We start from the raw sequence: 26,528 nt of genomic DNA on the forward strand, positions 1-26,528 counted from the left end.
ACATTTCTATTAAATAATGAAATATATTATACATTTAATTAATCCCTTTTTCTTATAACAGCTCACTTGTTATAGGAAAAGGGGATTTTTTTATGAAAATGTCTGAAAATTCAATCTTTATAAGTTTGATAAGTTATACTGTTTTTAAAGGAGTGTGAAAAAATGGAATGGTTAAAATTAATTGGAATTCTTATTATTGTATTAGGATTTATTTTTAAAATAGACACAATTGCTGTTATACTCACTGCTGCTATTGTAACGGGACTAGTATCTGGGTTAGACATTGCTGCCATATTGGAAACGCTTGGCAAAGCATTTGTCGATAATCGATTGGTGACTTTATTTATATTAACACTGCCAATGGTAGGATTAATAGAACGATTTGGATTGAAAACACAGGCATCTCGACTAATTGGGAAGGTAAAGCAAGTCACAAGTGGTAGGTTGATGACTATATATCTAATTATACGCGAATTAGCAGGAGTCGCTTCTATTAGAATTGGTGGTCACCCACAATTTGTCAGACCTTTAATTAATCCAATGGTACAAGGTGCGTTAAAAACAAGGTATGATCTGAAAGATGAGGACATAGACTCTAAAGACATAGAAAAAATTAAAGCTCAAACTTCTGCAATGGAAAATTATGGTAATTTCTTTGGACAAAATTTATTTGTAGGAGCAGCAGGGATATTGTTAATGGTCGGAACTTTCAAATCGTTAAAGATAAAGGTAGAAGCAATGGATTTGGTTTTAGCCTCATTACCAGTTGCAGTAATAGTCTTAATTATTGTTTGGTTAAATAATATTTTATTTGATAAATATTTAGATAAAAAGTATACACGTAAGAAGGTGAAACATAATGAGTGAATCACTGCTGAATCAGATTTTAGAAATTTTTTACATACTGATTGGCCTACAGTTATTATATACAGCTGGTCGCGTATTAAAAGCTAAGAAACACAAAAAAGATACGGGACGGCATTATTTTGGATATTATTAGCAGTCATATTTATGTTTGGTCCTTATTTACCAAATGTTATTAATGGTATATTTATTGTGTTAATGGGGGTACTTACATTATTTAAACAAGTCGTAATTATCAATATAGTAGATGTTAACGAGCAACAAGGAGATCAAGGATCTACGCGATTTGGCAACAAACTATTTATACCTGCAATTGTTTTGGCTGCTGTAGCTATAATAGTATCGAATTGGACACCTTTAGGAGGGGCAATTGGTTTAGGTGTGTCATCAATAATTGGTCTAATCAGTGCCTATTGGATTATTAAACCAAAATTTAAATTTATAGGCTATGATAGCGATAGGTTAACACAACAGATTGGCACAGTAGGTATTTTACCTCAATTTTTGGCGGCATTAGGTGTATTATTTACAGTTAGTGGTGTAGGTAATGTTATTTCTAAAGGGATTTCTAACATTATTCCTGAAGGTAATCATTTTATTGGAGTAGTTGCATATGTGTTAGGCATGGTATTGTTTACCATGTTAATGGGCAATGCCTTTGCTGCATTTACCGTTATTACAGCTAGTATTGGATTACCCTTTGTTATTGCACAAGGTGGAGACCCTGTCATTGCTGGTGCCTTGGCAATGACAGGCGGATTTTGTGGCACATTATTAACACCGATGGCAGCAAACTTTAATACATTACCTGTAGCTTTATTAGAGATGAAAGAAGAATTTGGTGTGATAAAAGCACAAGCACCAATTGCTGCAATATTAATTATTGTACATATTGGTTTAATGTATTTTTGGGCTTTTTAAATTAAAAACAAGGTGGTTTTGAATTATGAGAATGTTAGTAACAGGGTTTGATCCTTTTGGTGGAGAAGTATTAAATCCAGCATGGGAAGCGGTAAAATTACTTCCTGATAGAATTGGAAATCATACAGTAGATAAATTAGAAATACCGACTGTCTTTAATAAATCTAAGGATTTAGTAGAATCAAAATTACAAAATGAAACTTATGACATAGTGATAGCAATTGGACAAGCAGGAGGCAGGTTTGAGATTACACCAGAACGTGTAGGTATCAATATTGATGATGCGCGTATTCCTGATAACGAAGGTCAACAACCTATTGATAAAAAGATTCAAAGGGATGGTGAGACAGCTTACTTTTCTAATTTACCAGTAAAACGTATGACCGAAGCTATGAAAGCGCAGGGAGTACCGGCAAGTTTATCTCATTCGGCAGGAACATTTGTCTGTAATCACATCTTGTATCAGTTAGGTTATTTACATGAACAGAAATTCCCGAATATTAAATTTGGTTTTATTCATGTGCCATTTATCCCAGAACAGGTTGTTCATAAAGCAAATCAACCATCCATGTCACTCGACACAATTGTGAAAGGATTGACTGCAGCTATTGAAGTAGCATTTGACTCGGATGAAGATATCAAGATTGCTTTAGGATCTACACATTAAATTATATGAAAGACCTGTGCACTAAATATATGTTTGACACACCATGTCATGTATAGTGCTTTGAAATGTTACAAAGTTTTAATGAATCCGAGAGTTAGACTAGCAAACTTAATTGCTTTATAGAATCGGTATTAGAATGATTGAGAGAGCAACTAAAATGACTAAATACCTAGACGATATGACCTTCTTAGTTTGGAAGAATATAATAATTAGTATTAATATAAAAAATACCCCCCAAAAAGACGGAATCTTTTGGTGGGGTTTATTTAATTTAGAAATTATTTTCTAAATTTCTTTATACTTGATTTTTAATTACTTACAAATTGAATATTTAATTATCGTGGTCTTGTCTAATATAATTCATTTGTATTTCATTATACATTTTTCCGAAATATACTGGCTGGCGTGCATCAGTTTGTTTAAAACCGATTTGTTCATAGAATTGTATAGCATTATCGTTCTCTTCAACTACCCACAATGTAACATTATCTGGAAACGAAAGTTCAAGTGCGCGTTGGGTAAGGGCGAATCCAATCATATGGTGTTGGTAATCTTCTAATAAGTAAAGCGCATATATCTCACTCCAATCGTCTGTTGAAGTAGGATGTTTAACCTTACCATATGAAATAAAGCCCACGACCTCATTATCTACAATAGCAACTAAAGTTGGCGCATCATGTAAAGAAGATTTTTTTATAAATTGTTCTTTATCGAGATTCTCAAGGTAATCATTTACTGAGATGTCATTATATGTTTCCATCCAGCTTTCATAATGGACAATAGCTTTACCGTGTTTGTCAGCTTCTGTTAAAGGTCTAATTGTAAATTCCATACAATGCCCCCCCTCGCAATATAAATTGATTATATTATAGCACCATTAATTTAAAAAAAGAAATTATTAAATCGCTTATATTGTTTGTTAAATTGATATTTAGAATATACTGAAATTATGGAAACTTAGCCGTGCGATTGAGATTGATTAAGTGATGCTTGTAATGCTTTTGCTTCTACTTGTGCTTTTTGTCGGTAGTATTTATGTGCGAAATGCATTTGTATAATTAAAAATAAGCCACCTACAGTCCAATATAAACCTAAAGCGGCAGCAGAATGTAATGAAATATAAGTTATGAAAATAGGTGATAATACCATTAAAACATAGTAACTTGTTCGTTGGTCTTTTGGATAATGTCTTGAATTTACTAAAGGTTGGAAGAAATATACGATTGCTGCAATCAGTGAAATCCATAAATTAGGTTCTGTTAAATTAAACCAAAGAAAGTGAGGGTAACGATCGATACCATCACTACTTGGATATTTCAATGTGATAATCAAACCATATAAGATAGGAAGTTGTATTAATATTGGCAGACATCCAATCATATTTTTATAAGGGTTGATATCGTATTTTTTGTATAAGTTAATTAATGCTTGATTGTGTTTTAATTTTTCTTCTTGTGTTTTAGAGTCTTTAATATGCTTTTTTAATTCATCAATTTCAGGCTTTACGATTTGTGTTTTTTCTCGCATCATATGCATGTTTTTAACTTGCATAACCATAAAAGGTAACAGAAATAATCTAATAATAACTACAATAGTGATAATTGCGAGACCATAGTTTTCGCCATATAGATGTCCAAGACTATGCAATAGCCAATCTATCGGCTTAACAAAAATGATGTTAAATAAACTTTGGTGTTGTTCACTATGTGTATTGTCACATGCTGTCAGTAAAATAGGAATAAATAACAAACTAATCCATCTACGTTGCATCTATGGCATCCTCCAAAAAATGTTTTTTTTAAATATTACTTTAACACAATTAAATCTTTTAATTAAGCAAATTTGATGTGTAAATAAATTTTTGAAAAAGATATAAATACAAAGAGACTATGAGCAATAAACAGGTGAATCCGAGAAACCATATGTATAAGGTAGTTAGTATTAAATCTAACTAGGATTATTGTTTATCATTATTTTCAAATAAATAAAAAGCACTTTTGCATGAATTCGAAATAATGAATTCTGCAAAAGTGCCATAGCATTTGTGCTTTAATATACTTTATTATATTTTATTTTTCATTTGCAATAACGATCTCATTGTAGTTTATATTTTCCCTCACTTGAGCAGCTACGGTTGCATCTACTTGCTTATTACTAATAAGCTCATCTAAATAATGTCTTTGTAGATATAAACTTTCTAATTTTAATGGTTGAGTTGAAGCAACTACAGGATAGTTTTGTTTATTTTCACGGCGACGACGTATGTTACGTAGTCGAGAGTAATATTGGTTTAATACGATACTGACTTCTAATACGTTATCTTTATTTTGCTCAGCTTTTAGTGCTAATGTGACATGATGATGTACAATTCGCATTACCTTTTGAACTTCAAGGATGCTAGATTTAAAGTGGTCAATTTGACTTTGATCCACTTTTCGTTTAGCTCTAACCCTTAATATAAGCATCTTAGCAAATACTTTTAATTTTTGTAGTGCAGTAGCTTCTTTATATTGTCTTGAAGATTCTAAAGCAGAACGATAATTAAATATTGTCTGCTTATCAATTTTATTAGATTCAATAAGCTTCTCTAAAACTTCAGTCTCTTTTTCACTTGCCAACAGTTCTAATCGTTTAACTTCTTTAGTATTTTTATTTTCTGGTGTCATCTGTAGTAAAAAGAATAACTCATCGAAATATTCCGAGATAATAGGACTATAATTCACAGTTTTATCTTCTTTTGAACGTCGTTTTAAATAACTGATGACATTTTCTACGATATAGGTCTTAGCTGCTGGGTAAGACATAGATTTTGATTCAACGCGTTGTTCTGAAGGCGTAATTAAAGGCAACACAATTTGTGCCAGTATTAAACTAATTAATACCATCAAGGATGCAATAAATAACAAATCATTTTTAAATTCAAATTTAACATTAGCAGATAGTAGTGATGGTAAGGTCAAGGCCATAGATAATGAAATTGTACCGTGAATACCACACATCGTCATAATAAATGCATAATGCAAACGTGTTGGTGGAGATTCCGTTTGGTCATTTAAATACGATTGGATATTGTTTGGATAATAGAATGTCTTAAATAAAATAAATACCCAAATAAAGCGGAACACATAAATTGCCAAAGCAATCATCAATGTTGTAATGATCAAAAATTTAATGTTCTCAGGTTCTTTATTAACAATTTCGCCAACTACTTCAGGAACAATAAAGCCGAGGACTACAAATACGAAACCATTTAATGCATAGCTTAATGTATTCCATATTTGATTGTAGTTCATTTGCAATTCGGTTTGTGCACGAATTAATCGGTCTCTTTCAAAACCATGTAATAAACCTGCCACAACCACGGCGATAATGCCTGACGCATGAACGACTTCTGCAATTAAATATACGGCAAATGGTGTTAATAATTGGATGAATATCATTGTATTACTATCCTTTAATCCTTTATGCATTGAAAGGAAGATACGTAATCGAACAATGAGAAATCCGACGATGATACCGATTAATACACCTAGAATAGTCGAAATAATAAATTGTTCTATGGCGTCAAATGCTGAAAATGCTCCAGTTACCAAAGCGGCAACAGCAATTTTAAAAGATATGATACCTGCAGCATCATTTAGTAAGGATTCACCTTCTAAAATTGAAATGGCTCCTTTAGGCAATACCTTTCCTTTAGTGATTGCTTGCACAGCAACTGCATCTGTCGGACAAAGGATTGCCGCAATGGCAAAGGCAGCAGGCATTGGTAAGTCTGCCCAAATCCAATGAATAAAGTAGCCGACACCAATGACGGTTGTAAATACGAGACCCATAGCCATTAGAATTATGGGTTTTCGATATTGGAGTAATTTAGTTCGGGAAACGTGGGCCCCTTCAACGAATAACAATGGGGCGATAACTGCCATCATAAACACTTCAGAATCAAACTGAAAGTGAACTGGTATAGGCAATATATAAAGTCCCACACCTAATGCGATTTGGATGAAAGCTGTAGGTATTTTGGGGAATTTATTATGTAAAATGGAGCTGATGACAACAGCAACAATAAAAATTAAAAAAGCTTCTAGTAAAGTCATGATACCCGTCCTTCGTATTTTTTGTTGTTTTAAATTTTACCATTTTTCACAATATATAGGTAATAAAATTATAAATATATTGATGGTAACAAGCATATAAATATAGCTTCTTTACTAAAGTTAAATTGATATTATTAATAGTGTAATTATGTCATAATAGGTGTGCTAAAAGGTAGAAGGAATGTGATGAAACATGAATATAGGTGTGATTTCTGACTTACATATTGATAGACATCAAAAGTTAGAACCTAACGATTATTTACAAGTATTGGTCAAAGTGATAACAACTCGAGAGTTAGACTTACTGTTAATTGCTGGTGATATTTCCAACCATTATAAACTAACAGCACAATTTATTAATAATTTAGAGCAACTGGCGGCAATTAAAGTATTATTTATACCTGGAAATCACGATTACTGGACGACAGAGGCCGATGCAACATCATCAGACATTTTACAATTTTATATGAGTATGGAGCAATGTCTGATCGGTAAGCCATACCATTTAAATGATGATTGGGCCATTGTTGGTAATACAGGTTGGTATGATTATTCATATGCAGACCCTAAATTCTCATTAGAAAAAATTGCCAAAAGGAAATATTATGGTGCTACTTGGCAAGATAAAGTTAAAATTGATTGGGCCATTGAAGATAGAAAGTTGTCGATGATAGCAGCAAAGCAAACGATTAAAGATATAGAGCAAGTTAAACAAAAAAAGATTATACTCATGACACATATCGTTACACATCCAAAATTTGCAGTACCTACACCACATAGAATATTTGATTATTTCAATGCATTTATTGGCACTTCGGATTTTGAAAGCATTTATCAAAGCTATAATATTAAATACAGTATTATGGGGCATGTACATTTTAGAAATTCATTTAAAGAGCAAGGTGTGACTTACATTTGCCCTTGCTTAGGTTATTCGCGTGAATGGAGAACTGCTAATATTGAGAACGAAATACGTCATGCATTGTATCAATTTAGTGTTTGATTTTATGTCGTAATTAATGCTGAGACGTACGTTAATTGTATTATGAGCCAGACTTCTAAGAAAGTTGAATAAGCGTCGAGATATAGGTTCGACCTTTTCAAATAGTAAGACATAGCAATAGGTATATTATTATTATGAAAAAATCCACCTCAAAGGACGAAAACAATCTTTTGGGGTGGATTTTTCTAGAATTATACGCCTTGGCTTAGGTGATCTATATAAAAACTCATTCTACCAGGTGCATCATAACTTGCTTCTAACTTTGATTTTTCAATCTTAATAAGTTGGAATTTATTTGGAATAAGTGCAGGGAGAATTATAAATTTGGAAAAGTGTGACCATAATGGGTCAATATAATAATAATGCGTATCATCATAGCCAACCAATAATGTAATGTGAATATTAGATACAAATTTAGTCGGGCGATTATCAATTTTAAATGTACGTCGATATGGACGTTGACCAAGTACTGTGTGGTAGATTGCTACAGGTTGACCATGATCTAATATGTTACACAAATCAGATAGCGTATTTCCAGTACTATCCACTACATTTGGATGATAATGTCGTAAATGTGGAACCAAGGCAGTAGGAAAGATAGTTTGATGATATCCAAATTTGATCCAGAGATGATGTCCAACATACCCTTTATAGGGATTATTGTCGTGCTTTGGCCAGTGTTTCATAATCTGTGTGGCAGGTATTTTGATGTAATTATATTGAAGCATCATAGCTGACACAACACCTTCGCAGCCCATAATCATAGGGATAGGGAATAATTGACTAATAGGTTTTACTGCTAAACTTACTTTATTCATGATGTCCATTCACTCCTTGGCTCAGCTAGGTTAATTCTAAAATTCATCTATATTATATAGCTATTATATGATTTTATATATTAAAATGCATCATCAGATGGCTGGCAATAAACGATATGTTGTGATTTGTTCAATGATATAAAATAGCGATTAAATACAAGAATGAATGTAAGCTTTGTTACTTGTGTGTTCACCATCATGTTTCAAGATTTCAAGTAACGATGCTGAATAAAAAAGTGAATTCAGACATGTTTAATAAATTACTGTACATGTCTAAATTCACTTTCAATATTATAATGTTTTATGCTTTTGAACGAACTTTAATGCGATTTCTAAGCCGATTATAAAAATAGTAGTAATAATTAAAATTGTAATATATGGCATCGTATTGTATTCGCCTTTTAACCCAACTAGTGGTGACATTACACCGCCTAAAATAAATTGGAAGAGGCCTAATAAACTAGATGCATTACCACTTCCACCAGTACGAGATTCCATTGCTAGTGCAAAACTAAGTGGTCCAATTCCAGTAACCGGACAAACATTTAAGAAAAATGCAATAATGAGCACCCAAATTGGTAAATGCATTGTTAACGTAATAATGATTAAGATTACGCCTGTTATTTGTATCGCTGTCAAAGCAATAAGCAGAACGTAGCGACTTATTTTTTCGACTAGTTTAGCAGTTACTTGACTCATAATAATCAAGCCAATACCATTTACAGCAAATAACGCACTAAATTGTTGAGGTGTCAGTTCGTAAATTTTTTGAGTGATAAATGGAGCGGCTGATGAAAAGCTAAACAGCATGACATAAGTCAAACCTTGTAACAACATAGGCAAAATAAATGCAGGTGTTTTTAATAACGTGCCAAAGTCTTTAAATATAGCTCCAAAATTTAATTTTGATAGATCATTACTACGTGTTTCTTCCATTTTGAAAATAGCAAAAACCAGTATGATTATACTTACAATAGTTAATATTAAAAATATAGCTTGCCAATTAGCAACTGTTAGGGCATATCCTCCAACTAAAGGTGCAAGAATCGTTATAATTCCATTAACGACTAACAAGGATGCTAATCCTTTGGCAAGGGTCTTACCTTTATGTTGATCACCAATAGATGCCTTTGCAATCACAATGGCACCACCACCTGTTAAACCTTGGACTAAACGCAAAGCTAATAACAAGGTCATTGATGTAGTAAAGATTGCGATAAATGATGCAATAGCATAGATGGAAATGATTATAAGTGCAATTTTTTTACGGCCGAATGCGTCAGATAGTGGTCCAAATGTAAATTGTCCGATTGCTAAACCAATCATGGCAAATGATAGTGATAGTTGCGCTTCAGAAGCAGTTGTACTAAAATCACTTTGAACACTTGGTAACGACGGAACATACATATCTATCGTCAATGGGCCAAAGGTAGTCATAATACCCAGTACGATGATAATCATAATAGGTAACTGACGATTTGAAGATTTATCCATTTCATGGGCTCCTTTATCATACTTTCTAATGCTCTATTATATACATGTTTTATAACTTTGTAACTAGGTAATTATCTCATATATGGAGATAATTTACAGACATTATTTTTGAAAATGAAGATAGGTAAAAGAATTAAAATAAAGGTTAACATTCACTAAATTTGAGCATTTAAATAAGTAATAAATTACAAATGACATCGAATTCACTAAATGTTTAAAGTTAACAAAAATAGTCAATAATTCAAAGACTATGTTAAAGAGGTAGAACAATGAACTTAACAAAAACACATTTGGAAATCATGAAATTTATTATTGTCGGTGGAATTAATACAGTAGACTACTATATTGTGTATTTATTTTTATTGAAAATATTAGGATTGAATTATTTAATAAGCCATTTAACAGGATTTATTGTGAGTTTTATTATTTCATATTATTTAAATTGCTACTTTGTCTATAAAGTAACACCGACATGGAAAAAATTTATTCAATTTCCAATTACACAAGTTATCAATATGGGAATGCAGACGCTATTATTATATATTTTTGTGCAATGGTTTCAGGTATCTTCTGTAATTGCGCCCTTTGTAGGATTGATCATCACAATTCCTATAACATTTATTTTATCAAAGTATATTTTAAGAGATGAAGCATAAGGAGTCTAAACTAATATAGGTTAGTACTCCTTTTATTTTTGTGCAATTTAATATTATTATTTAGGAAAGGCTAAAAAAATATTTTGTTATAAATTATTAAATAATTTTTGAATAAAAAATGTTGTAAATATGCTAGTAATAAGCGATAATATATATCCAATAATAATTAAGGTGGTTTATGTCATGTCTCATTTGGAAAACTTGAAAATTGCTCAACGCGGCGCATACCTCAGTTTGGTTGTATATATTATTTTATCTATAGCTAAGTATATCGTAGGTTACTTATACAATTCAGCAGCAGTAAGGGCAGATAGTTTAAATAATATGACGGATATCATCGTTTCTTTAGCAGTTATTATTGGTTTGAAGATTTCTATAAAACCAGCTGATAAAAATCATCCTTATGGACATTTGAAATCAGAAAATATTTCAACATTATTAGTATCATTTATTATTATGTTTGTAGGTATCCAAGTAGTAATAGAAAACGTACCACATATATTTTCTAATGAACATCACACACCAAATATCGTCACAATTTATGTCAGTGTAATAAGTGGATTAATCATGTTGGGTGTGTATGTGATTAATCAAAGACTGGCTAAACGTACTAATAGTAGTTCGCTTAATTCAGCAGCTAAAGATAATTTATCCGATGCGCTAGTAAGTATAGGAACAGCAATTGGTTTGGTGTTCACTCAATTTGGATTACCTATAATCGATACAATTCTAGCAACAGTATTGGGCTTATTAATTATATATACAGGTTATGGCATTTTTAAAGAGTCTATATTTACATTAAGTGATGGTTTTAATGAACAAGAGTTAGAAGATTATAGAAATTATGTTCTAGATGTTAAAGACGTAATAGATGTTCAAAATATAAAAGGTCGCTATCATGGAAGTAGTGTTTTTGTAGATGTAACAATTGTAGTTGAATCTAATCTATCATTGGAAGATGCGCATCATATTTGTGATGCTGTTGAACAACATATGCATGAAAAGGGAATATCATCAGTATATGTCCACCCTGAACCACAATCAATTCAAGAGCTAAATTAAAAGTTAGATTATATAAATAAATCAATAAGACTGCAGGTAATAAAGTTAATATAGGTTTGGGCTACAAGGTCACTAGCCAATAAAAAGACAATTTCTATTAAATTATATAGAAATTGTCTTTTTTTCTTGGATTATATTATACGAGGGTAGTGGTGTTTTATAACGTATGATCTTTAAATACAAAGTATTGTTTGCGAGACAGCTGAGGGAGAAGGATGAGTGTCGAGACCAAGGCTCGACCCAGCCCCCTAGGTAAGCGAGCAACAATAATATATAATACCAATAAAAAACCCGCTAAAAAGACGATTGTAATCTTTTTAGCGGGCTGTAATTAGAAATTTTATATAGTTATTGTGTCCGGAACTATATATTATTTAATTGTATTTAATAGTAATGAATATTAAATAACTGTTAGTGAATCTTACCACCAACCATTAGCAATGTGGAATTGTACTGCATTATCAATAGAACCATAACGTTCTTCAGCGTAGTTAATCATTCCTTTAGTTTGTTCTTCAACAGAACCCGTACCCCAAGCTTCTTTAGTTTGACCTAGACCTCTATATCCAAGTTCATTTACTGCATCAGGGTTACCACTTGATTCTGGCATCACTACATTGTCCCAAAGTGATTTAGTGCCACCAGCTTGAATGAATTCGTTGTAAACTTCATTTGTAGATTGACTCGTTGTAGCAGTTTCAGCAGCGTCAGCAGTTGAAATGTTTGCAGTTGCGCCCACACCTGTAGCTGCAATAGTAAGTGATGCGAATGATGCTAATAATAATTTTTTCATTATAAAATATCCTCCTAAAAATTAACTCTAACTCGTTCGCGATATATGGATTATTAAACACATAATGTTGAATTGAATTTTGTCTTGGCTTAATGCTTGTTTCGATTTAACGATATTCACTATAACATCAAAATTCAGCGTCTAGGTTACAGGAAAATAAAAAAAGAATTTCATTTATGAAGAAAAGAATACAATTATTTCACTATGTAGTGTAAATTGTTATAATATTAATGTGTAGTAATGATGATAAAAACGGGAATAACTGACAGTATAGTCGTTAATATAGAGAGAAAATGAATGATATATAAATGTAATATTTCTGTAAATATCGTTTAAAACCATTTTTAGAGGAGTGTATGCAGAATATGCCAAAATTAATTTTATGTAGACATGGACAAAGCGAATGGAATGCCCAGAACCTATTTACTGGATGGGCAGATGTTGATTTATCTGATCAAGGTCGTAATGAAGCAATAACGTCAGGTCAAAAGTTAAAAGACCAAAATATAGAAATAGATATTGTCTTCACATCACTATTAGAAAGAGCGATTAAAACGACGTACCATTTATTATCAGAATCAAATCAACTCTTTATTCCTGTTGTAAAAACTTGGCGGTTAAATGAACGTCATTATGGTGGGTTACAAGGTTTAAATAAAGATAGTGCGAAGGAAGAATTTGGTGAAGAACAAGTTCATAAATGGCGACGTTCATATGATATTGCACCACCGAAACAAAGTGAAAAACAAAGAAATGCATATTTAAATGATAAAAAGTATGAACATTTAGATAGAAGAATTATGCCAGAATCTGAAAGTTTAAAGGATACATTGGAACGTGTCATACCATATTGGAATGATCAAATTTCACAACAATTGTTAGATGGAAAGACGGTATTAGTTTCTGCTCACGGTAATTCATTGCGCGCATTAATTAAATACTTAGAAGATGTATCTGATGAAGATATTATAGGTTATGAAATTAAAACAGGTGCCCCTTTAATATATGACTTAACAGATGATTTGAAAGTCATAGATAAATATTATCTTTAAAGAATAAAGTTTATTAGCTACACAATTTAAAAAAGTACCCTGATTACTTTGCAATTGTACAGAACCTTAATAGTTAGTTTTGAGTCCAACTCTTGAGGTGCATATCCAATTCAAAGATATTCAAGGGTACTTTTTAATTATCAATAAAGGTAATATTTATGTACGTTATGAGCTATAAGAACTACCTTTATTAAGTTAGTGGATAAACTATACATGTCAAATATGCATTTCACATAATTTTTACAAGTACTTAACTAAATATAGAGAAAATAAGGATAAATAATAAAGTGAGGGATTATTTGTTGCGTTTATGCTGTTTGATAATTTTTAACGCACGCTTACGTGTTTTGATATTTGGACTATTCAAATTACGACGTGCAGTTTGTAAATCTAATTTCATGTAAATGACCTCCTTAACCTGACTTTATTATGAAGGAATAAAGGATAAATGTAAATAGTAATTATTACGATTTATAAAAATGTAGTTATTTTTAAAAAAATAATAGGTATTAAATGCTTATCAAATGAATTGAAACTAAAAAATATGTATAATTCATAGTTATGTTGTCCTATGGGATGAGATAGTTTATATAGGAAAAGGAGAAGTATATGACTCAAAAAACAAGAATCATAATGGTTATCACAATGTTATTTGGTGGCTTTTTTGGTTTGCTTAATGAAACGCTACTCACAACTGCTTTGCCGAGTATAATGAAAGAATTTGATATAGATTATACAAAAGTACAATGGTTAACAACTGCATTTTTACTTGTTAACGGGGTTGTCGTTCCATTATCTGCAATGGTGATTCAGAGATTTTCTACGCGACAAGTCTTTTTAACTGCAATAATTATTTTCCTTGTTGGAACAATTATTGGGGCATTTAGTCCTAATTTCCAAATATTGTTAATCGCACGAATCATCCAAGCTTTAGGATCAGGGATTATGATGCCATTAATGATGACAACGATATTAGATGTGTTTGAACCTCATGAACGTGGGAAGTACATGGGAGTATTTGGTTTAGTAATTGGTTTGGCACCAGCAATTGGTCCGACATTATCAGGATATTTAGTTGAATATTTAGAATGGAGAGCATTATTTTATGTTGTTGCTCCGGTAGCAGCACTCACATTCTTGGCTTCATTGAAATATGTAGTAAATGTAGGAACTAATAGACGCGTACCTATCGATATACTATCAATTCTTTTATCAGTTTTAGGTTTTGGTGGTTTATTATACGGTACGAGTTCAATCTCAAGAGATGGTTGGAACGACCCTGTAGTATTAACAACAATGATTGGCGGGATTATTTTAGTTATCGCATTTATTTTCAGACAAACAAGACTAACTACACCGTTACTTGACTTTTCAGTATTTAAGAACAGTCAATTCGCAGTAGGTATTATTATCATGGGCTTTACCATGGTATCAATGATTGGTTCAGAAACAATCTTACCTATGTTTGTTCAAAATATAATGAAAGACACTGCACTACAATCAGGATTAATACTACTACCTGGCGCTATCGTTATGGGAATTATGTCAGTGCTATCAGGTATTTTATTCGATAAATTTGGTGCAAAAATTCTGGGTATTTTTGGTATGATTATTGTTATCGTAACAAGTTCATACTTTGTTATTATGGATGAGCATAGTTCTTCACTAATGCTTACTATTGTTTATGCAGTGCGAATGATCGGTATCGCATTAAGTTTAATGCCATTAATGACACATACAATGAACCAACTACCACAAGAAATGAACGCACATGGTTCGTCAATGACCAATACAGTACAACAAATTGCTGCGTCAATTGGTACTGCTGGACTAGTTACAACTATGAGCCAAGTTTCTAAGAATTTCACACCAGAAATGAGTAATTATAAAGGTATGAATAAGAAAGAAATGGCGATGAATATACAACATGATGCACTATTAAGTGGATATCACGGGGCATTTTGGTTTGCAATTATCATCTCAGTCATCAGTTTTATTTGTGTCTTTATGCTAAAAAGTAAGAAAAAACTAGATGCAGAATAATATAATAAATTGAGTAATATAAAATAGCTGATGTAACTTCTGTTATACTATTTAAGAAGGTATATCGGCTATTTTTTTACTCATTATAATTATTAAGAAACTATGAATGTAATTTAATATTGAAAAGTGGTGCAAACAATGGAACACACGATGAAATTGAATGATGAACCATTTCAAGCAATTAAAAATGGGATTAAGACAATTGAAATAAGACTCAATGATGAAAAGAGACAACAAGTTCAAAGCGGTGACGAAATTTTATTTACAAATTTAGTGACTGAAGAGCAGTTGAAAGTAACTGTATTACAAACCAAGCTTTATTCATCTTTTCAAGCATTATTGAAGGACTATAGCAATCAAGATATCGGCGTACGAGAAGAAATGCAACTATCACAAAAATTAGCTGCAATTTATCAAATTTACTCGCAGTCTGAGGAACTTGAACATGGTGCATTAGCTATAAAAATAAAGCGCATAAGATAATTGATAGTGTGCATAACTTTAGTAACAATAAAGTATACATATGACAAGGTCAGAGTTTTTGCTGACCTTGTTTTTTATATGAGAAGAAAGCGCAATGAAAAAAATGTAACATGAAATAGGCTGTTGTCTCTTGTAGGAATAGTACAATGCCAAAGACTGTAGCTGACTTTCACGTCATATGGACAACATGAACCTATAAAATGGCTTTAAACAAATATGTATCGACCATCGTAGATCATTTCATAAAAAAACTGTCGATGAGCTTTACCTCAATCGACAGCAAATTTAAATATTCTCTTGTAGTTTGACTTCATTGTTAAAGCTTACCAATTAATGTACCAATTTTGTAGGCAAGTGGATTAATAGGCTTGATAAAATCACCAACATACTCATGTACATGAGCATTAAAGCCTTTCTTAAATTGCTGAACACCATAATCCTCAGCATCTTCGCTAAAGTCACCAGTAATACCATAGAAATTATAACTATCGATATTATGATCTTTAGCAAATTTAATCATTTCCCACTGTAACTTATATGCGCCCATATAAGCGTTATACTTAGGATTTGAACCACTAGATAAATAATAAACCTCATGATCATTATAAATATAAATAGCAGAAGCTAAATCTAGAATTGCACCATCCGTTTCAATCGTTTGATTGGTATCATCGATTTTACGCTGAGTGCTGTTAAGCTGTTGCGTTAACTGTGTTCGTTTTGTCTTTTGTTTCTTTGAATTAGGACTTTCTTGTAGGGCATTTTCAACTTCAGCTAATTCACTTTGCAACTTAGCCAGCTTATCATTTAAACCAGCTATATATTCATTTAAATCGATATATGCAAGTTGTAAAAATGCATTACCTTTATAGGCCTTTTGTAATTCTTCAAAGTAAGGCTCATCACGGAAAGAAAATCCGTGTTTTTCTTCAGCCATTTTAAATAATTTGAAAAAGCGTCCAGTTTCTTCGATTGGTAGCGTAGTTACTTTAACACCCATCTCTTCAGTACGTTTAATATTACGGCGTGTTTGATAATCCATTTCTTTCAACAATTGGTTCGGCGTTTTGTTTGTTAAATCTAACACAGAATGCCAACGAATCTGACTTGTTTTCGAATATCCAACACTATAGCCTTGATGTTGATAACCAAGTTTATCCAATGTTTGAATTAAAGTTCTGTTATCAAATGACTTTAAAATTTCACCATCTGCACTACGTATATTTTCTAAAATATAAGGATCTAATAAGACATAAAGGCAGTTATGTTTCTTTAAATACGTAGTCAAAGATTTAAAGTAAAAGTCTACCAAGGCAATATTATTGTAATCCATCACAGGACCACGTTGACTGTAGAAATACTTAAAATATTTTAAGGCACGTGCTTCGGTAAACATGCCGGCTGCTAAAACTTCACCTGAATCATTCTTTACACCAAGTAAATGTGCATCGCCTTGCTTTTGTTCGCGAGAGTCAAAATAAACACGTGTTTGTGTGTAATGAGAAAAGTTATTTTGTGTAAATTGTTCGAACTCCTCGGGGGTAATGTTCACAAATTGCATATAGTTTATTTTCCTCCTTAAAAAGTCAACTTAAAAAATTCTTATTAAGTTGATTGACATATATCTAGTATACCAAATATGATTTGTAATAGCATTTTATAACCTAGTGCTTACTACTAAAGTTTGAGGTTCATCATGTGTTTAAGTGAAAGGTAAATTACTATAGAAGAAATAACATATTCATTGTATGATAATACATACGGATTTAAAATGTATAAAAGATGAATGGTAAAGAGTAATAGGAGATGTTTTATTATGAGAAAATTATTCGTAATGGCAATAGCCGTTCTAATCGTTGCTACTGCATGTAGTAGTGGGAAATATGCAGACAAAATAGATAAAGCAGTTAATAAGCAACAAGCATTCCAAAAGAAATTACATAAAAATCATCAAGCAGATGTTGATAAGAAATTTGATAAAAAAGATGCCAATATTTATGTTTTTGAAAATGGCAAGTATGTGATGATTGCATATAAACCATTAAAGAATGATGCGGAAGCACATTATTATACGTATCAATTTAAAGATGGAAAAGCGAAATATGTAAAAGATTTTAATTCGAAAGGTTATTACCAAAAACATAAAGATGACGCTGATTATGAAGAAGAGAATATGAATCTAAACGAATAAAAAGCGAACTGTTAAGAAATAACAATCGAGGTGTTAACAACAATTATGAAAAAATTATGGATGAGCTTGGGTTTAATTATGCTTATCGTATTACTATCGGCTTGTGGTAATAATGAAAATGTGCATGAAAATGATAAAGTTGATAAAAATGGGAAAATCCGTATTATTGAGTATGGAGATTATAAATGTCCTTATTGTAAAAAGGTAGAAAATAAAATTATGCCGAAATTAAAACGACAATATATTGATAAAGGGAAGGTAGATTATCAATTTGTTAATATGGCATTTTTGGGCAAAGATTCTATCATTGGATCTAGAGCAGGGCATGCAGTACAAAGCATAGCACCAAAGGAATACTTAACATTTCAAAGACTTATGTTTGAGCAACAACCAGATAACGAAAAGGCTTGGATTACTACTAAATTAGTAGATAAACAAATTGATAAATTAAATATTGATAATCAAACTAAAGTGAAAATCAAAGATGATTATAAAAAGAAAAATAGTAAGTCATGGGAAGCAGCAAAGAAAGATAGACAACAATATAAGAAAAATCATATCGACACGGCACCAACAATCTATGTCAAAGGTGAAAAACTTAAAGACCCATATAAATTTAGCAGTTATGAAAAGTTATTAACAGATTAGCTTACAGTATAAAGATAGCAATATATTGAAACAATTGAATAGCGTATGTAATCAAAGTAGCAACCTTTACAGTTATAAAGTAGTTGCTACTTTTTTATTATGTAAATAATTTTTCTAATAATGGCTTTTAAGTTTATAGCTTACGTAATAATGCTCAAAAGTGTAATTTAAAAATCAGCATGCAATCATTAAATCGTAATAATTACGAAAAAGTTGCTTTGAGCTATTGCTTTTTAGTGAGTGAAAGACTATAATTTTAAATCGTAATCATTACTATTTAAGGAGGATTTTATGAGAAAATCACTATACATATTATTTTTAGTCACTACGTTAGCATTGTTGGCAACTGCTTGTGGGAATGAGAATGCCGATGATAAGAACAAGGATAAAATTAAAATAAATACTACTGTTTATCCTTTGCAATCCTTTGCGGAACAAATTGGGGGCAAACACGTATCTGTTAAATCTATATATCCACCAGGAACGGATTTACATGATTATGAACCGACACAAAAAGATATTATCAATACCAATAAATCAGATTTATTTATTTACACAGGGGATAATCTAGATCCTGTTTCTAAGAAAATTGCGAAAACGATTAAAGATAAAGATAAAAAATTGTCCTTGGAAGAGAAGTTAGATAAGGCGCAATTATTAACAGATCAACATCATCATGAAGGTGAAGATAGTGAACACGAGCATGACCATGGTCACCACCATCATGGAGGCTATGATCCACATGTTTGGTTAGATCCTAAATTTGATCAAACATTTGCTAAAGAAATTAAAGATGAATTAGTGAAAAAAGATCCACAACATAAAGCTTATTATGAAAAAAATTATAAGCAATTGAACAAAGATCTTAAGCAAATTGATAATAAAATGAAAAATACTGTAAAAGGTAAAGAAGGTAGTACGATATTTATTTCGCATGAATCAATCGGCTATTTGGCTGAACGTTATGGTTTTGTCCAAAAAGGTGTTCAAAATATGAATGCTGAAGATCCATCACAAAAGGATTTAACTAAGATTGTTAAAGAAATTAAAAGTTCTGGAGCGAAATATATCTTATATGAAGATAATGTTTCACATAAAGTGACTGATACGATAAGAAAAGAAACTTCAGCCAAACCGTTAAAATTCTATAATATGGAATCTATGTCAAAAGAACAGATGAAGGATAAGGACATCTCTTTCCAATCACTCATGGACAAAAATATTAAACAAATTGAGAAGGCTTTAAATCAGCAAGTTAAAACTTTAGCTCCAGATAATGATGAAAAACATGAGAAAGCCATTTCTGAAGGTTATTTTAAAGATAGTCAAATAAAAGATAGAACGTTAGCTGACTATAGTGGAGATTGGAAGTCAGTTTATCCACTGTTAAAAAATGGCACACTTGATGAAGTGATGAAGCATAAAGCTAAAGAAGATGACTCAATGAGTGAAAAGGAATATAAAGCATATTATGAAAAAGGTTATAAAACAGATGTAGATAACCTTAAAATCACAGATGATTCAATCACTTTTACTAAGAATGGGAAATCTATAGAAGGTCAATATGTATATGATGGAAAAGAAGTATTGAATTATGAAAAAGGGAACCGCGGTGTCCGATATGTATTTAAATTAAAAAATGGAGATAACCAAGAACTACCAAAATATGTACAATTTAGTGATCATAATATAGCCCCGAAAAAGGCAGCACATTTCCATATATTTATGGGGAATGATCGTGAAAAATTATTGAAAGAATTAGATAATTGGCCAACTTACTATCCTAAAAATCAAACGGGCAAAGAAATTAAAACAGATATGCTAGCACATTAATATTAAAGACAGTTTATGAATATAGCTATAATTGAAAAGTTGAATGAGTAAAATGTAAATTAACGGGAATAAAAAAATACCAACACAGAGTGAGCGTAATATTTGATATATAAAATATACTTGGTATAATAAATGTATCTTAATAATACAACAAACTTGGAGGTAAGATTTATGACAACATTTAAATTTGATCAAGCACATTCAGCAATTGAATTTTCAATTAAACACTTAGTGATTTCTAATGTGAAAGGTAGATTTAATGATTTTGATGCCCAAGCAGAAGGGGACATTAATGACTTAAGCACGCTTAAAGGTCAATTTACAATCAAAGCAGATTCTATCGATACGCGAGTTTCCGATCGTGACGCTCATTTAAAAGGTGAAGATTTCTTCGATGTGGCAAAATATCCTGAAATTAAATTTGAAATTACAAATACAACTGAGCAATCAGTAACAGGTAACTTAACAATTAAAGGTGAAACAAATGAGGAAACATTTGATTTATCTTATGAAGGTAAAAGTAAAAACCCAATGAATGGTGCAGAAACTGTTGGTTTCGTTATTAATGGTTCTGTAAACCGCGATAAATATGGTATTACATTTAATCAACCATTAGAAACAGGTGGTTTAATGTTAGGTAAAGAAGTGCATTTCCAAGTGAGTTTAGAATTTGCGCTTGAAGATTAAAAATTTAATCATTCGTTATTAATAATTAGACAGGCTGGGACATTGATATCATGTTCCAGTCTGTTTTGTTATTTAGTTAACCTATAACAGCTAAGATACTTTACTCATCACTAGCTATGTAAGATGAGTAATGCTTGGATAAATAAATAATAAATGTTTATAGATATTAATTTATTGCTTATAGCTCGTAGGAAAATTTTAACTTTATTTACTTTCTAATACATATTACAGCGTATGAATTGGGTATAAGTTATTTAAGAAAGGGGAGATACAATGACAATGGGAGTGGACTTACCAAAGATAGGCAAACCGGCAACCAATGCTCTGAAAGCTCAAGGAATTTCAAGTTTAGAAGATGTAGCACGCTATGATAAGACTACGCTATTAGATATTCATGGTGTTGGACCTAAGGCGATCGATATTTTGGAAAAGGCATTAGCTGAACATGGTCTAGACTTTAAAAATATATTAGGACACGAATTACCCTTTGAACTCATAGGTGATTTAAAATGCGACAATGCACCAAAGCAACGCATTATGTTGGATTTTTTAATTGCTTCTGCATTAGTAAATAAAGAACAACTGATAGCAGTATTAAGTGAGGACTTTATTTGGAAGGTTCCTGGTGCATTTGAATTGAAAGGTCTAGATGCCTTTTATGATGAACTGAGTGAACATCAAGTAGATATTAAACAAATAGTTATAAACGATAATATTTCACATGGTAAGGTAGGTTCAATGCATGGTGAACAATTGCAAAGCGATGGTTCGAAATTATGGTTCGCAGATTTCTTTGAATTTGAAAGTCATAAGAAAGATGCCAAGATTAAAACAGTGACATCATATGTCATTATGGATGAAGGAGAATCTTAAGATGAGTATCAAAATAGACAATAATAAAATTATTTTTACACGAACTTTTAATACATCAGCAGAAAAATTGTTTAATGCATATACAGATGAACAATTATTTAAAGCTTGGTTTCATCCTGAAGGTGCATCTACTGAAATATTTAAATTTAATGTACAAGATGGCGGAGACGCATTTTTTGCGATTCATACACCTGAAGGTACAAGTTATACGGTTACTGAATACAAGGAAGTAAAAGCACCAACAACAATCGATTATTATGACTATTTTGCAGATAGTGAAGGAAATAGAGCGGACAATATGGCGGGGATGCATAATATAATTACATTTAATCAGCTTAATAAGGATGAAACTGAAATTGAGTCTGTATCAGTGTTGCCAGATGCCCAATCGGCACAACAGTTACTCGACATGGGAGTTGAAGCGGGTATGAATAGTACCTTTGACAATTTAGAGAAGTTAGTTAAGACCTTATAAATGTCAAAAATATGTTAAAAATACACTGCCTCTTTTTTAATTATTCTCGATATAATATTAGTGAAAAGAGGTGAGTGCTTTGAATAAACGTTATGTAAAAGTTTTATTTCTTTATTCATTCAGTACTTTAATACCAACATTGCTATTAAATGAGAAATGTATGAGTAATCATGGATTCAAATGGTTTACACGAACTTTAGCAGGTTATGGTATTTTTGCATATGGTTTAAAGATTTTAAGCAAATTTAAAGCCAATGCATAATATTCGGCAGTGATTCTAGGCTGGATAGCTATATATCAATATAATAATAATAAAACAACCAATTCAATTATTATCTAACTGAATTGGTTGTTTTAAATTTTAAGAATTTAATTAGCTTTCTAAATCTTCGCCATTCGTTTCTATTACTTTTTTATACCAATCGAATGAATCTTTCTTTTTACGTTCTAATGAACCATTACCTGCGTTGTCTCTGTCCACATATATTAAACCATAACGTTTTTTCATTTCTCCTGTGGTAAAGGAAATAATATCAATAATACCCCAAGGCGTATAACCCATTAAGTCAACGCCATCTTCATCAACTGCTTTTATAGCTGCATCAATATGTGCTTTTAAATAATCAATACGATAACTATCATGTATTTCGCCTTGTTCATCAAATTCATCAATCGCACCGAAGCCATTTTCTACAATAAATAATGGTATTTGATATCGATCATATAAGACATTTAAGGTATATCTTAATCCTGTTGGATCGATAGCCCAACCCCAGTCGCTTTGTGTAATATACGGATTATCAACAGAATTTGCTAATCCGCCATTGGTAACATTTTCTCCAGTATATGTTTCGGCATCGTGCTTAACTACAGTTGTCATATAATAACTAAAGCCAATATAGTCAACTGTACCTGCTTTTAAGATTTCGTCGTCTCCATCTTGCCAACCAATATCATATCCTTTTTGTTGGAACATCTTATTTGCGTAGCTAGGATAATAACCTCGAACTTGAACATCAGGGAAGAAATAACGTAAACGGCTCGCTTTTACTGATTCCATCATATCTTCAGGATTGCAAGAATAAGGATAAATCGCTACATGTGAAATCATAAGTCCGATTTCGAAATCTGGGTTAATGGCTTTGCCAATTTTGACTGCTTTAGCACTAGCGATTAATTCGTTATGTGCAACTTGATATAGTATTTCTTCAGGATTTTCATCTTCACCAACTTGCACACCCGAATTCGTCCATAAGAATATAGGATTATCAGTATCCATTTGATTATTGATTTCGTTAAAGGTCATCCAATATTTAACTTTATTCTTATAGCGTTCGAATACGACTTCTGCAAAGTGGGCAAAAAAGTCTGCAACTTTACGATTTCTAAATCCACCATATTCTCTAGCAAGATGTAAAGGCATTTCAAAGTGAGAGAGCGTAATAACTGGTTCGATGCCATATTTTAATAATTCATCAAAGACATTATCATAAAATTGTAATCCCTCTTCATTTGGTTCACTTTCATCTCCATTGGGGAATATACGAGACCACGCAATAGATGTTCTTAAACATTTAAGTCCCATTTCATTGAATAATGCAATGTCTTCTTTATATCTGTGATAAAAATCAATTCCAATATGATTCGGATAATATTCATTAGGATCGACATCTTGTGTAATCTTTCGAGCTTTACCATGTTCACCAGCTGTCATGACATCGATAACACTGAGTCCTTTACCTCCTTGGTCATAACCACCTTCAAATTGATTGGCAGCAAGTGCGCCACCCCATAAAAAGTCTTTAGATAATTTAGTCATATGAATCAAGCTCCTTTAATATTATTTACTAATGACAGTCATTAATTCGTCTTCGTGTGTTACAGATGCTTCGGCGTTAACTATAACTTCCTCGAACTCACCAGAGTTAGTGATAATAATTGGAATGACTGTGTCATACCCTTGTTGTTCGAGCTGCTCCTTGTTGAAATTTAATAAAGGTTGATTACGGTCGATTTTTTCATGTTCTTGTACAAGTAATTCAAAGCCTTCACCGTTTAATTGAACGGTATCCAATCCAACATGAATCAATATTTCTACACCAGTCGTAGAGGTTATGCCAATTGCATGTTTGCTAGGTGCTATCATACTGACGACACCTTCGATAGGTGAGACAACTGCGTTAGCACTTGGCTGAATTGCTAATCCTTTACCCATCATTTCTTGTGCAAAAATAGGATCATTAACTTCAGATAATGGCAACACAGTACCTTTAATTGGGCTATATACAGTTGTTTCTAAATTATCATCAACAATAATCGCATTTGGATTGTTATCTTCTCCTGTATCGGCGGCTTCTTCTGTAGTATCCTCTCCATAACCAAATATTTGGATTAATATAATAGGTAAAATAATGGCAATGGCACTCCCTATTAATATCCCCCAAATAGAAGTTGGATTATCACTACTATAACCATTGACTACTGTGATTGGACCTGGTAAACCTGCATAGGCATAGTACTTAGGATTAAAGAAACTAGCAACAAATGCACCAATGGCACCACTAATACAAGCAATAAGGAATGGTTTTTTAAAGCGAATGTTTATACCATACATTGCAGGTTCTGTGATACCAAAGATTGCTGTGATACCTGCGGATGATGATACACGTTTGATTTCAGTGCTTTTTGCTTTGAGAAAGACACCAATTACTGCACCGAATTGTGAGATTACTGCGATAGTTTGAAAGGCCTGGAATGCGTCACTCTTATGTTGTTCGAAATTAGCCAAGATAACTGGTGTAATACCCCAATGTACACCGAAAATTACAAATACTTGCCAGAAACCACCGATGAGTGCGCCGGCTAACCAAGGTGCAACGGCAACGAGATAATTAAAGCCGCTAGCGATACCATGTGCAACTAAAGTTGAAATAGGACCTATAACTAATAGTGTCAATGGCACCATAATGATAATGCTGAAAAATGGAGTGAATAATGGTTTAACAACATCATGTATCCATTTATTTAAGTATTTTTCAACATAAGAAAGGATCCACACTAATAGTAATGGTGGTAACACCGATGACGTATAACTTGTTTCGGTCAATGGAATACCAAATAGATTTACGCTTTCTCCGTGTTGTATTTTACTTACGATGCCTGTTAAATCAGGACTGACAAGTGCTGCAGCACAAGCTACTGCAATATACATATTTACGTTGAAATGTCTTGAAGCGGTGATAGCGATAAAGATTGGTAAGAATGTAAAGGGTGCCCAGGAAATAAAGTTAAACACCTCATAAGTTCCTGTGTGTTTAAATGCTGGTGCTATAAGATTGATCACGATGAGCAGACCTTGTAATATACCAGCGGCAGCTAAAATATAAATAAAAGGTGCAAATACTGCAGACATAGTTGCCACAATTCTGTTTACAATAGTGCCTTTATTTTCCGATTCAGGTTGTAAATCGGCATTTGCATTATCTCCCGTTAATGCTTCAAATGATTTATAAACTTCACCGACATTATTTCCAATGACCACTTGGAATTGACCATTATTTTCTACGACGGTAACGACGCCATCTATGGCGGCAACTTTCTTATGAGCATCTGGTATAGAGCGCTTTAACACTAAACGTAATCGGGTTGCACAGTGTGTACTGTTAACAAGATTGTCTTCACCGCCGACAGCATCTAGTATTTGTTGCGCTAACACTTGGTTTTTATCTGCCATTCGATACAGCTCCTTTTATTATTAAAATTAATCACATCACATGTAATCGATTTATTTCATTATAATTATACCGGTATAATTTGTAAAGACCCTAACAAAAATATGCTCGGTGTGTTAAAATGAGGTTCATGTTAT

Annotated in this window: 25 protein-coding genes and 1 pseudogene; 16 read left to right on the top strand and 10 right to left on the bottom strand. The window is 32.1% G+C overall.

The window, feature by feature from the left end; translation table 11 throughout:
* Nucleotides 1-162: 162 nt before the first annotated feature.
* From JN168_RS02470 to pcp, 3 genes and pseudogenes are all read left to right on the top strand, one after another.
* Nucleotides 163-867 carry a DUF969 domain-containing protein gene (locus JN168_RS02470; RefSeq protein ID WP_279526145.1) on the top strand — a complete coding sequence of 235 codons (705 nt, stop codon included), beginning with the start codon at nucleotides 163-165 and terminating at the stop codon, nucleotides 865-867.
* Nucleotides 860-1,785 (top strand): annotated as a pseudogene (locus tag JN168_RS02475) (DUF979 domain-containing protein). Before JN168_RS02470 ends, JN168_RS02475 begins: the two are co-directional and overlap by 8 nt.
* Before the next feature lie 25 nt (nucleotides 1,786-1,810).
* Nucleotides 1,811-2,452, top strand: a complete 642-nt coding sequence (pcp, locus tag JN168_RS02480; protein WP_229366569.1) for a pyroglutamyl-peptidase I — start codon at nucleotides 1,811-1,813, stop codon at nucleotides 2,450-2,452.
* Between the two features lie 331 nt (nucleotides 2,453-2,783).
* Here the strand turns inward: pcp and JN168_RS02485 are convergent, their stop codons facing one another.
* The 3 genes from JN168_RS02485 to JN168_RS02495 all read right to left on the bottom strand — a co-directional run bounded on the left by JN168_RS02485 (nucleotide 2,784) and on the right by JN168_RS02495 (nucleotide 6,549).
* Entirely contained in the window at nucleotides 2,784-3,284 is a 501-nt protein-coding gene (locus tag JN168_RS02485) for a GNAT family N-acetyltransferase (RefSeq protein ID WP_042739247.1), read from the bottom strand.
* A gap of 125 nt (nucleotides 3,285-3,409) precedes the next feature.
* Nucleotides 3,410-4,222, bottom strand: a complete 813-nt coding sequence (gene yidC, locus JN168_RS02490) for a membrane protein insertase YidC (protein ID WP_279526146.1) — start codon at nucleotides 4,220-4,222, stop codon at nucleotides 3,410-3,412.
* 299 nt (nucleotides 4,223-4,521) lie between these two features.
* Complete coding sequence (locus JN168_RS02495; RefSeq protein ID WP_232155412.1) at nucleotides 4,522-6,549, bottom strand: cation:proton antiporter; 2,028 nt, start codon at nucleotides 6,547-6,549, stop codon at nucleotides 4,522-4,524.
* A gap of 193 nt (nucleotides 6,550-6,742) precedes the next feature.
* On the opposite strand from JN168_RS02495, the gene JN168_RS02500 reads away from it, so the two are divergent.
* A complete protein-coding gene (locus JN168_RS02500; protein ID WP_279526147.1) occupies nucleotides 6,743-7,552 on the top strand; it encodes a metallophosphoesterase in 810 nt (269 codons plus the stop codon).
* Between the two features lie 191 nt (nucleotides 7,553-7,743).
* Here the strand turns inward: JN168_RS02500 and JN168_RS02505 are convergent, their stop codons facing one another.
* On the bottom strand, nucleotides 7,744-8,370 hold the full coding sequence (locus JN168_RS02505; protein WP_232154291.1) for a C39 family peptidase: 627 nt from the start codon (nucleotides 8,368-8,370) through the stop codon (nucleotides 7,744-7,746).
* A gap of 291 nt (nucleotides 8,371-8,661) precedes the next feature.
* Complete coding sequence (locus JN168_RS02510) at nucleotides 8,662-9,864, bottom strand: putative multidrug effflux MFS transporter TcaB (RefSeq protein WP_042739252.1); 1,203 nt, start codon at nucleotides 9,862-9,864, stop codon at nucleotides 8,662-8,664.
* 269 nt (nucleotides 9,865-10,133) lie between these two features.
* Here JN168_RS02510 and JN168_RS02515 point away from each other — a divergent pair, with 269 nt between their 5' ends.
* A complete protein-coding gene (locus JN168_RS02515) occupies nucleotides 10,134-10,520 on the top strand; it encodes a GtrA family protein (RefSeq protein WP_279526148.1) in 387 nt (128 codons plus the stop codon).
* Between the two features lie 183 nt (nucleotides 10,521-10,703).
* On the top strand, nucleotides 10,704-11,582 hold the full coding sequence (locus JN168_RS02520; protein ID WP_042739254.1) for a cation diffusion facilitator family transporter: 879 nt from the start codon (nucleotides 10,704-10,706) through the stop codon (nucleotides 11,580-11,582).
* Nucleotides 11,583-12,003: 421 nt separating this feature from the next.
* Here JN168_RS02520 and JN168_RS02525 read toward each other — a convergent pair whose 3' ends face one another.
* Nucleotides 12,004-12,375, bottom strand: coding sequence for an aggregation-promoting factor C-terminal-like domain-containing protein (locus JN168_RS02525; RefSeq protein WP_042739255.1), 372 nt, complete (start codon nucleotides 12,373-12,375; stop codon nucleotides 12,004-12,006).
* 365 nt (nucleotides 12,376-12,740) lie between these two features.
* On the opposite strand from JN168_RS02525, the gene JN168_RS02530 reads away from it, so the two are divergent.
* A complete protein-coding gene (locus JN168_RS02530) occupies nucleotides 12,741-13,427 on the top strand; it encodes a 2,3-diphosphoglycerate-dependent phosphoglycerate mutase (protein ID WP_042739256.1) in 687 nt (228 codons plus the stop codon).
* Nucleotides 13,428-13,722: 295 nt separating this feature from the next.
* Here JN168_RS02530 and JN168_RS02535 read toward each other — a convergent pair whose 3' ends face one another.
* Entirely contained in the window at nucleotides 13,723-13,827 is a 105-nt protein-coding gene (locus JN168_RS02535) for a putative metal homeostasis protein (protein WP_107513352.1), read from the bottom strand.
* A 209-nt stretch (nucleotides 13,828-14,036) separates the two neighbouring features.
* On the opposite strand from JN168_RS02535, the gene JN168_RS02540 reads away from it, so the two are divergent.
* Nucleotides 14,037-15,470: an MDR family MFS transporter gene (locus JN168_RS02540; RefSeq protein ID WP_232139417.1), complete on the top strand. Its 1,434-nt coding sequence runs from the start codon at nucleotides 14,037-14,039 to the stop codon at nucleotides 15,468-15,470.
* 138 nt (nucleotides 15,471-15,608) lie between these two features.
* Nucleotides 15,609-15,953: an ASCH domain-containing protein gene (locus JN168_RS02545; RefSeq protein ID WP_042739258.1), complete on the top strand. Its 345-nt coding sequence runs from the start codon at nucleotides 15,609-15,611 to the stop codon at nucleotides 15,951-15,953.
* A 316-nt stretch (nucleotides 15,954-16,269) separates the two neighbouring features.
* Here the strand turns inward: JN168_RS02545 and JN168_RS02550 are convergent, their stop codons facing one another.
* Nucleotides 16,270-17,514: an aminoacyltransferase gene (locus tag JN168_RS02550; RefSeq protein ID WP_232139418.1), complete on the bottom strand. Its 1,245-nt coding sequence runs from the start codon at nucleotides 17,512-17,514 to the stop codon at nucleotides 16,270-16,272.
* A gap of 255 nt (nucleotides 17,515-17,769) precedes the next feature.
* Between JN168_RS02550 and JN168_RS02555 the strand changes: the two genes are divergently transcribed.
* The 7 genes from JN168_RS02555 (at nucleotide 17,770) to JN168_RS02585 (ending at nucleotide 22,922) form a co-directional block, all read left to right on the top strand.
* Nucleotides 17,770-18,144, top strand: coding sequence for a cystatin-like fold lipoprotein (locus JN168_RS02555; RefSeq protein ID WP_042739260.1), 375 nt, complete (start codon nucleotides 17,770-17,772; stop codon nucleotides 18,142-18,144).
* 45 nt (nucleotides 18,145-18,189) lie between these two features.
* Nucleotides 18,190-18,792, top strand: a complete 603-nt coding sequence (locus tag JN168_RS02560) for a DsbA family protein (RefSeq protein WP_107526739.1) — start codon at nucleotides 18,190-18,192, stop codon at nucleotides 18,790-18,792.
* Nucleotides 18,793-19,083: 291 nt separating this feature from the next.
* Complete coding sequence (gene adcA / locus JN168_RS02565) at nucleotides 19,084-20,625, top strand: zinc ABC transporter substrate-binding lipoprotein AdcA (protein WP_279526149.1); 1,542 nt, start codon at nucleotides 19,084-19,086, stop codon at nucleotides 20,623-20,625.
* Between the two features lie 171 nt (nucleotides 20,626-20,796).
* Nucleotides 20,797-21,312 (top strand): YceI family protein, encoded by a 516-nt coding sequence (locus JN168_RS02570; protein WP_232139420.1) that lies wholly within the window; start codon nucleotides 20,797-20,799, stop codon nucleotides 21,310-21,312.
* Between the two features lie 273 nt (nucleotides 21,313-21,585).
* Nucleotides 21,586-22,185 (top strand): helix-hairpin-helix domain-containing protein, encoded by a 600-nt coding sequence (locus JN168_RS02575; RefSeq protein WP_324294870.1) that lies wholly within the window; start codon nucleotides 21,586-21,588, stop codon nucleotides 22,183-22,185.
* A gap of 1 nt (nucleotide 22,186) precedes the next feature.
* On the top strand, nucleotides 22,187-22,660 hold the full coding sequence (locus tag JN168_RS02580) for an SRPBCC family protein (RefSeq protein ID WP_232139421.1): 474 nt from the start codon (nucleotides 22,187-22,189) through the stop codon (nucleotides 22,658-22,660).
* A gap of 79 nt (nucleotides 22,661-22,739) precedes the next feature.
* Nucleotides 22,740-22,922, top strand: coding sequence for a hypothetical protein (locus JN168_RS02585; protein WP_232139424.1), 183 nt, complete (start codon nucleotides 22,740-22,742; stop codon nucleotides 22,920-22,922).
* 111 nt (nucleotides 22,923-23,033) lie between these two features.
* On the opposite strand, the gene JN168_RS02590 is transcribed toward JN168_RS02585, so the two are convergent.
* Nucleotides 23,034-24,479, bottom strand: coding sequence for a 6-phospho-beta-glucosidase (locus tag JN168_RS02590; protein WP_042739267.1), 1,446 nt, complete (start codon nucleotides 24,477-24,479; stop codon nucleotides 23,034-23,036).
* 21 nt (nucleotides 24,480-24,500) lie between these two features.
* Entirely contained in the window at nucleotides 24,501-26,393 is a 1,893-nt protein-coding gene (locus tag JN168_RS02595; protein WP_279526150.1) for a beta-glucoside-specific PTS transporter subunit IIABC, read from the bottom strand.
* Nucleotides 26,394-26,528: the final 135 nt, after the last annotated feature.

Source organism: Staphylococcus gallinarum, from assembly GCF_029774255.1.
Lineage (GTDB): Bacteria > Bacillota > Bacilli > Staphylococcales > Staphylococcaceae > Staphylococcus > Staphylococcus gallinarum.

What these genes read in the sequence shown, in the direction of transcription:
- JN168_RS02470 (WP_279526145.1), top strand. Translation starts at nt 163, where the DNA reads ATGGAATGGTTAAAATTAATTGGAATTCTTATTATTGTATTAGGATTT.
- pcp (WP_229366569.1), top strand. Translation starts at nt 1,811, where the DNA reads ATGAGAATGTTAGTAACAGGGTTTGATCCTTTTGGTGGAGAAGTATTA.
- JN168_RS02485 (WP_042739247.1), bottom strand. Translation starts at nt 3,284, where the DNA reads ATGGAATTTACAATTAGACCTTTAACAGAAGCTGACAAACACGGTAAA.
- yidC (WP_279526146.1), bottom strand. Translation starts at nt 4,222, where the DNA reads ATGCAACGTAGATGGATTAGTTTGTTATTTATTCCTATTTTACTGACA.
- JN168_RS02495 (WP_232155412.1), bottom strand. Translation starts at nt 6,549, where the DNA reads ATGACTTTACTAGAAGCTTTTTTAATTTTTATTGTTGCTGTTGTCATC.
- JN168_RS02500 (WP_279526147.1), top strand. Translation starts at nt 6,743, where the DNA reads ATGAATATAGGTGTGATTTCTGACTTACATATTGATAGACATCAAAAG.
- JN168_RS02505 (WP_232154291.1), bottom strand. Translation starts at nt 8,370, where the DNA reads ATGAATAAAGTAAGTTTAGCAGTAAAACCTATTAGTCAATTATTCCCT.
- JN168_RS02510 (WP_042739252.1), bottom strand. Translation starts at nt 9,864, where the DNA reads ATGGATAAATCTTCAAATCGTCAGTTACCTATTATGATTATCATCGTA.
- JN168_RS02515 (WP_279526148.1), top strand. Translation starts at nt 10,134, where the DNA reads ATGAACTTAACAAAAACACATTTGGAAATCATGAAATTTATTATTGTC.
- JN168_RS02520 (WP_042739254.1), top strand. Translation starts at nt 10,704, where the DNA reads ATGTCTCATTTGGAAAACTTGAAAATTGCTCAACGCGGCGCATACCTC.
- JN168_RS02525 (WP_042739255.1), bottom strand. Translation starts at nt 12,375, where the DNA reads ATGAAAAAATTATTATTAGCATCATTCGCATCACTTACTATTGCAGCT.
- JN168_RS02530 (WP_042739256.1), top strand. Translation starts at nt 12,741, where the DNA reads ATGCCAAAATTAATTTTATGTAGACATGGACAAAGCGAATGGAATGCC.
- JN168_RS02535 (WP_107513352.1), bottom strand. Translation starts at nt 13,827, where the DNA reads ATGAAATTAGATTTACAAACTGCACGTCGTAATTTGAATAGTCCAAAT.
- JN168_RS02540 (WP_232139417.1), top strand. Translation starts at nt 14,037, where the DNA reads ATGACTCAAAAAACAAGAATCATAATGGTTATCACAATGTTATTTGGT.
- JN168_RS02545 (WP_042739258.1), top strand. Translation starts at nt 15,609, where the DNA reads ATGGAACACACGATGAAATTGAATGATGAACCATTTCAAGCAATTAAA.
- JN168_RS02550 (WP_232139418.1), bottom strand. Translation starts at nt 17,514, where the DNA reads ATGCAATTTGTGAACATTACCCCCGAGGAGTTCGAACAATTTACACAA.
- JN168_RS02555 (WP_042739260.1), top strand. Translation starts at nt 17,770, where the DNA reads ATGAGAAAATTATTCGTAATGGCAATAGCCGTTCTAATCGTTGCTACT.
- JN168_RS02560 (WP_107526739.1), top strand. Translation starts at nt 18,190, where the DNA reads ATGAAAAAATTATGGATGAGCTTGGGTTTAATTATGCTTATCGTATTA.
- adcA (WP_279526149.1), top strand. Translation starts at nt 19,084, where the DNA reads ATGAGAAAATCACTATACATATTATTTTTAGTCACTACGTTAGCATTG.
- JN168_RS02570 (WP_232139420.1), top strand. Translation starts at nt 20,797, where the DNA reads ATGACAACATTTAAATTTGATCAAGCACATTCAGCAATTGAATTTTCA.
- JN168_RS02575 (WP_324294870.1), top strand. Translation starts at nt 21,586, where the DNA reads ATGACAATGGGAGTGGACTTACCAAAGATAGGCAAACCGGCAACCAAT.
- JN168_RS02580 (WP_232139421.1), top strand. Translation starts at nt 22,187, where the DNA reads ATGAGTATCAAAATAGACAATAATAAAATTATTTTTACACGAACTTTT.
- JN168_RS02590 (WP_042739267.1), bottom strand. Translation starts at nt 24,479, where the DNA reads ATGACTAAATTATCTAAAGACTTTTTATGGGGTGGCGCACTTGCTGCC.
- JN168_RS02595 (WP_279526150.1), bottom strand. Translation starts at nt 26,393, where the DNA reads ATGGCAGATAAAAACCAAGTGTTAGCGCAACAAATACTAGATGCTGTC.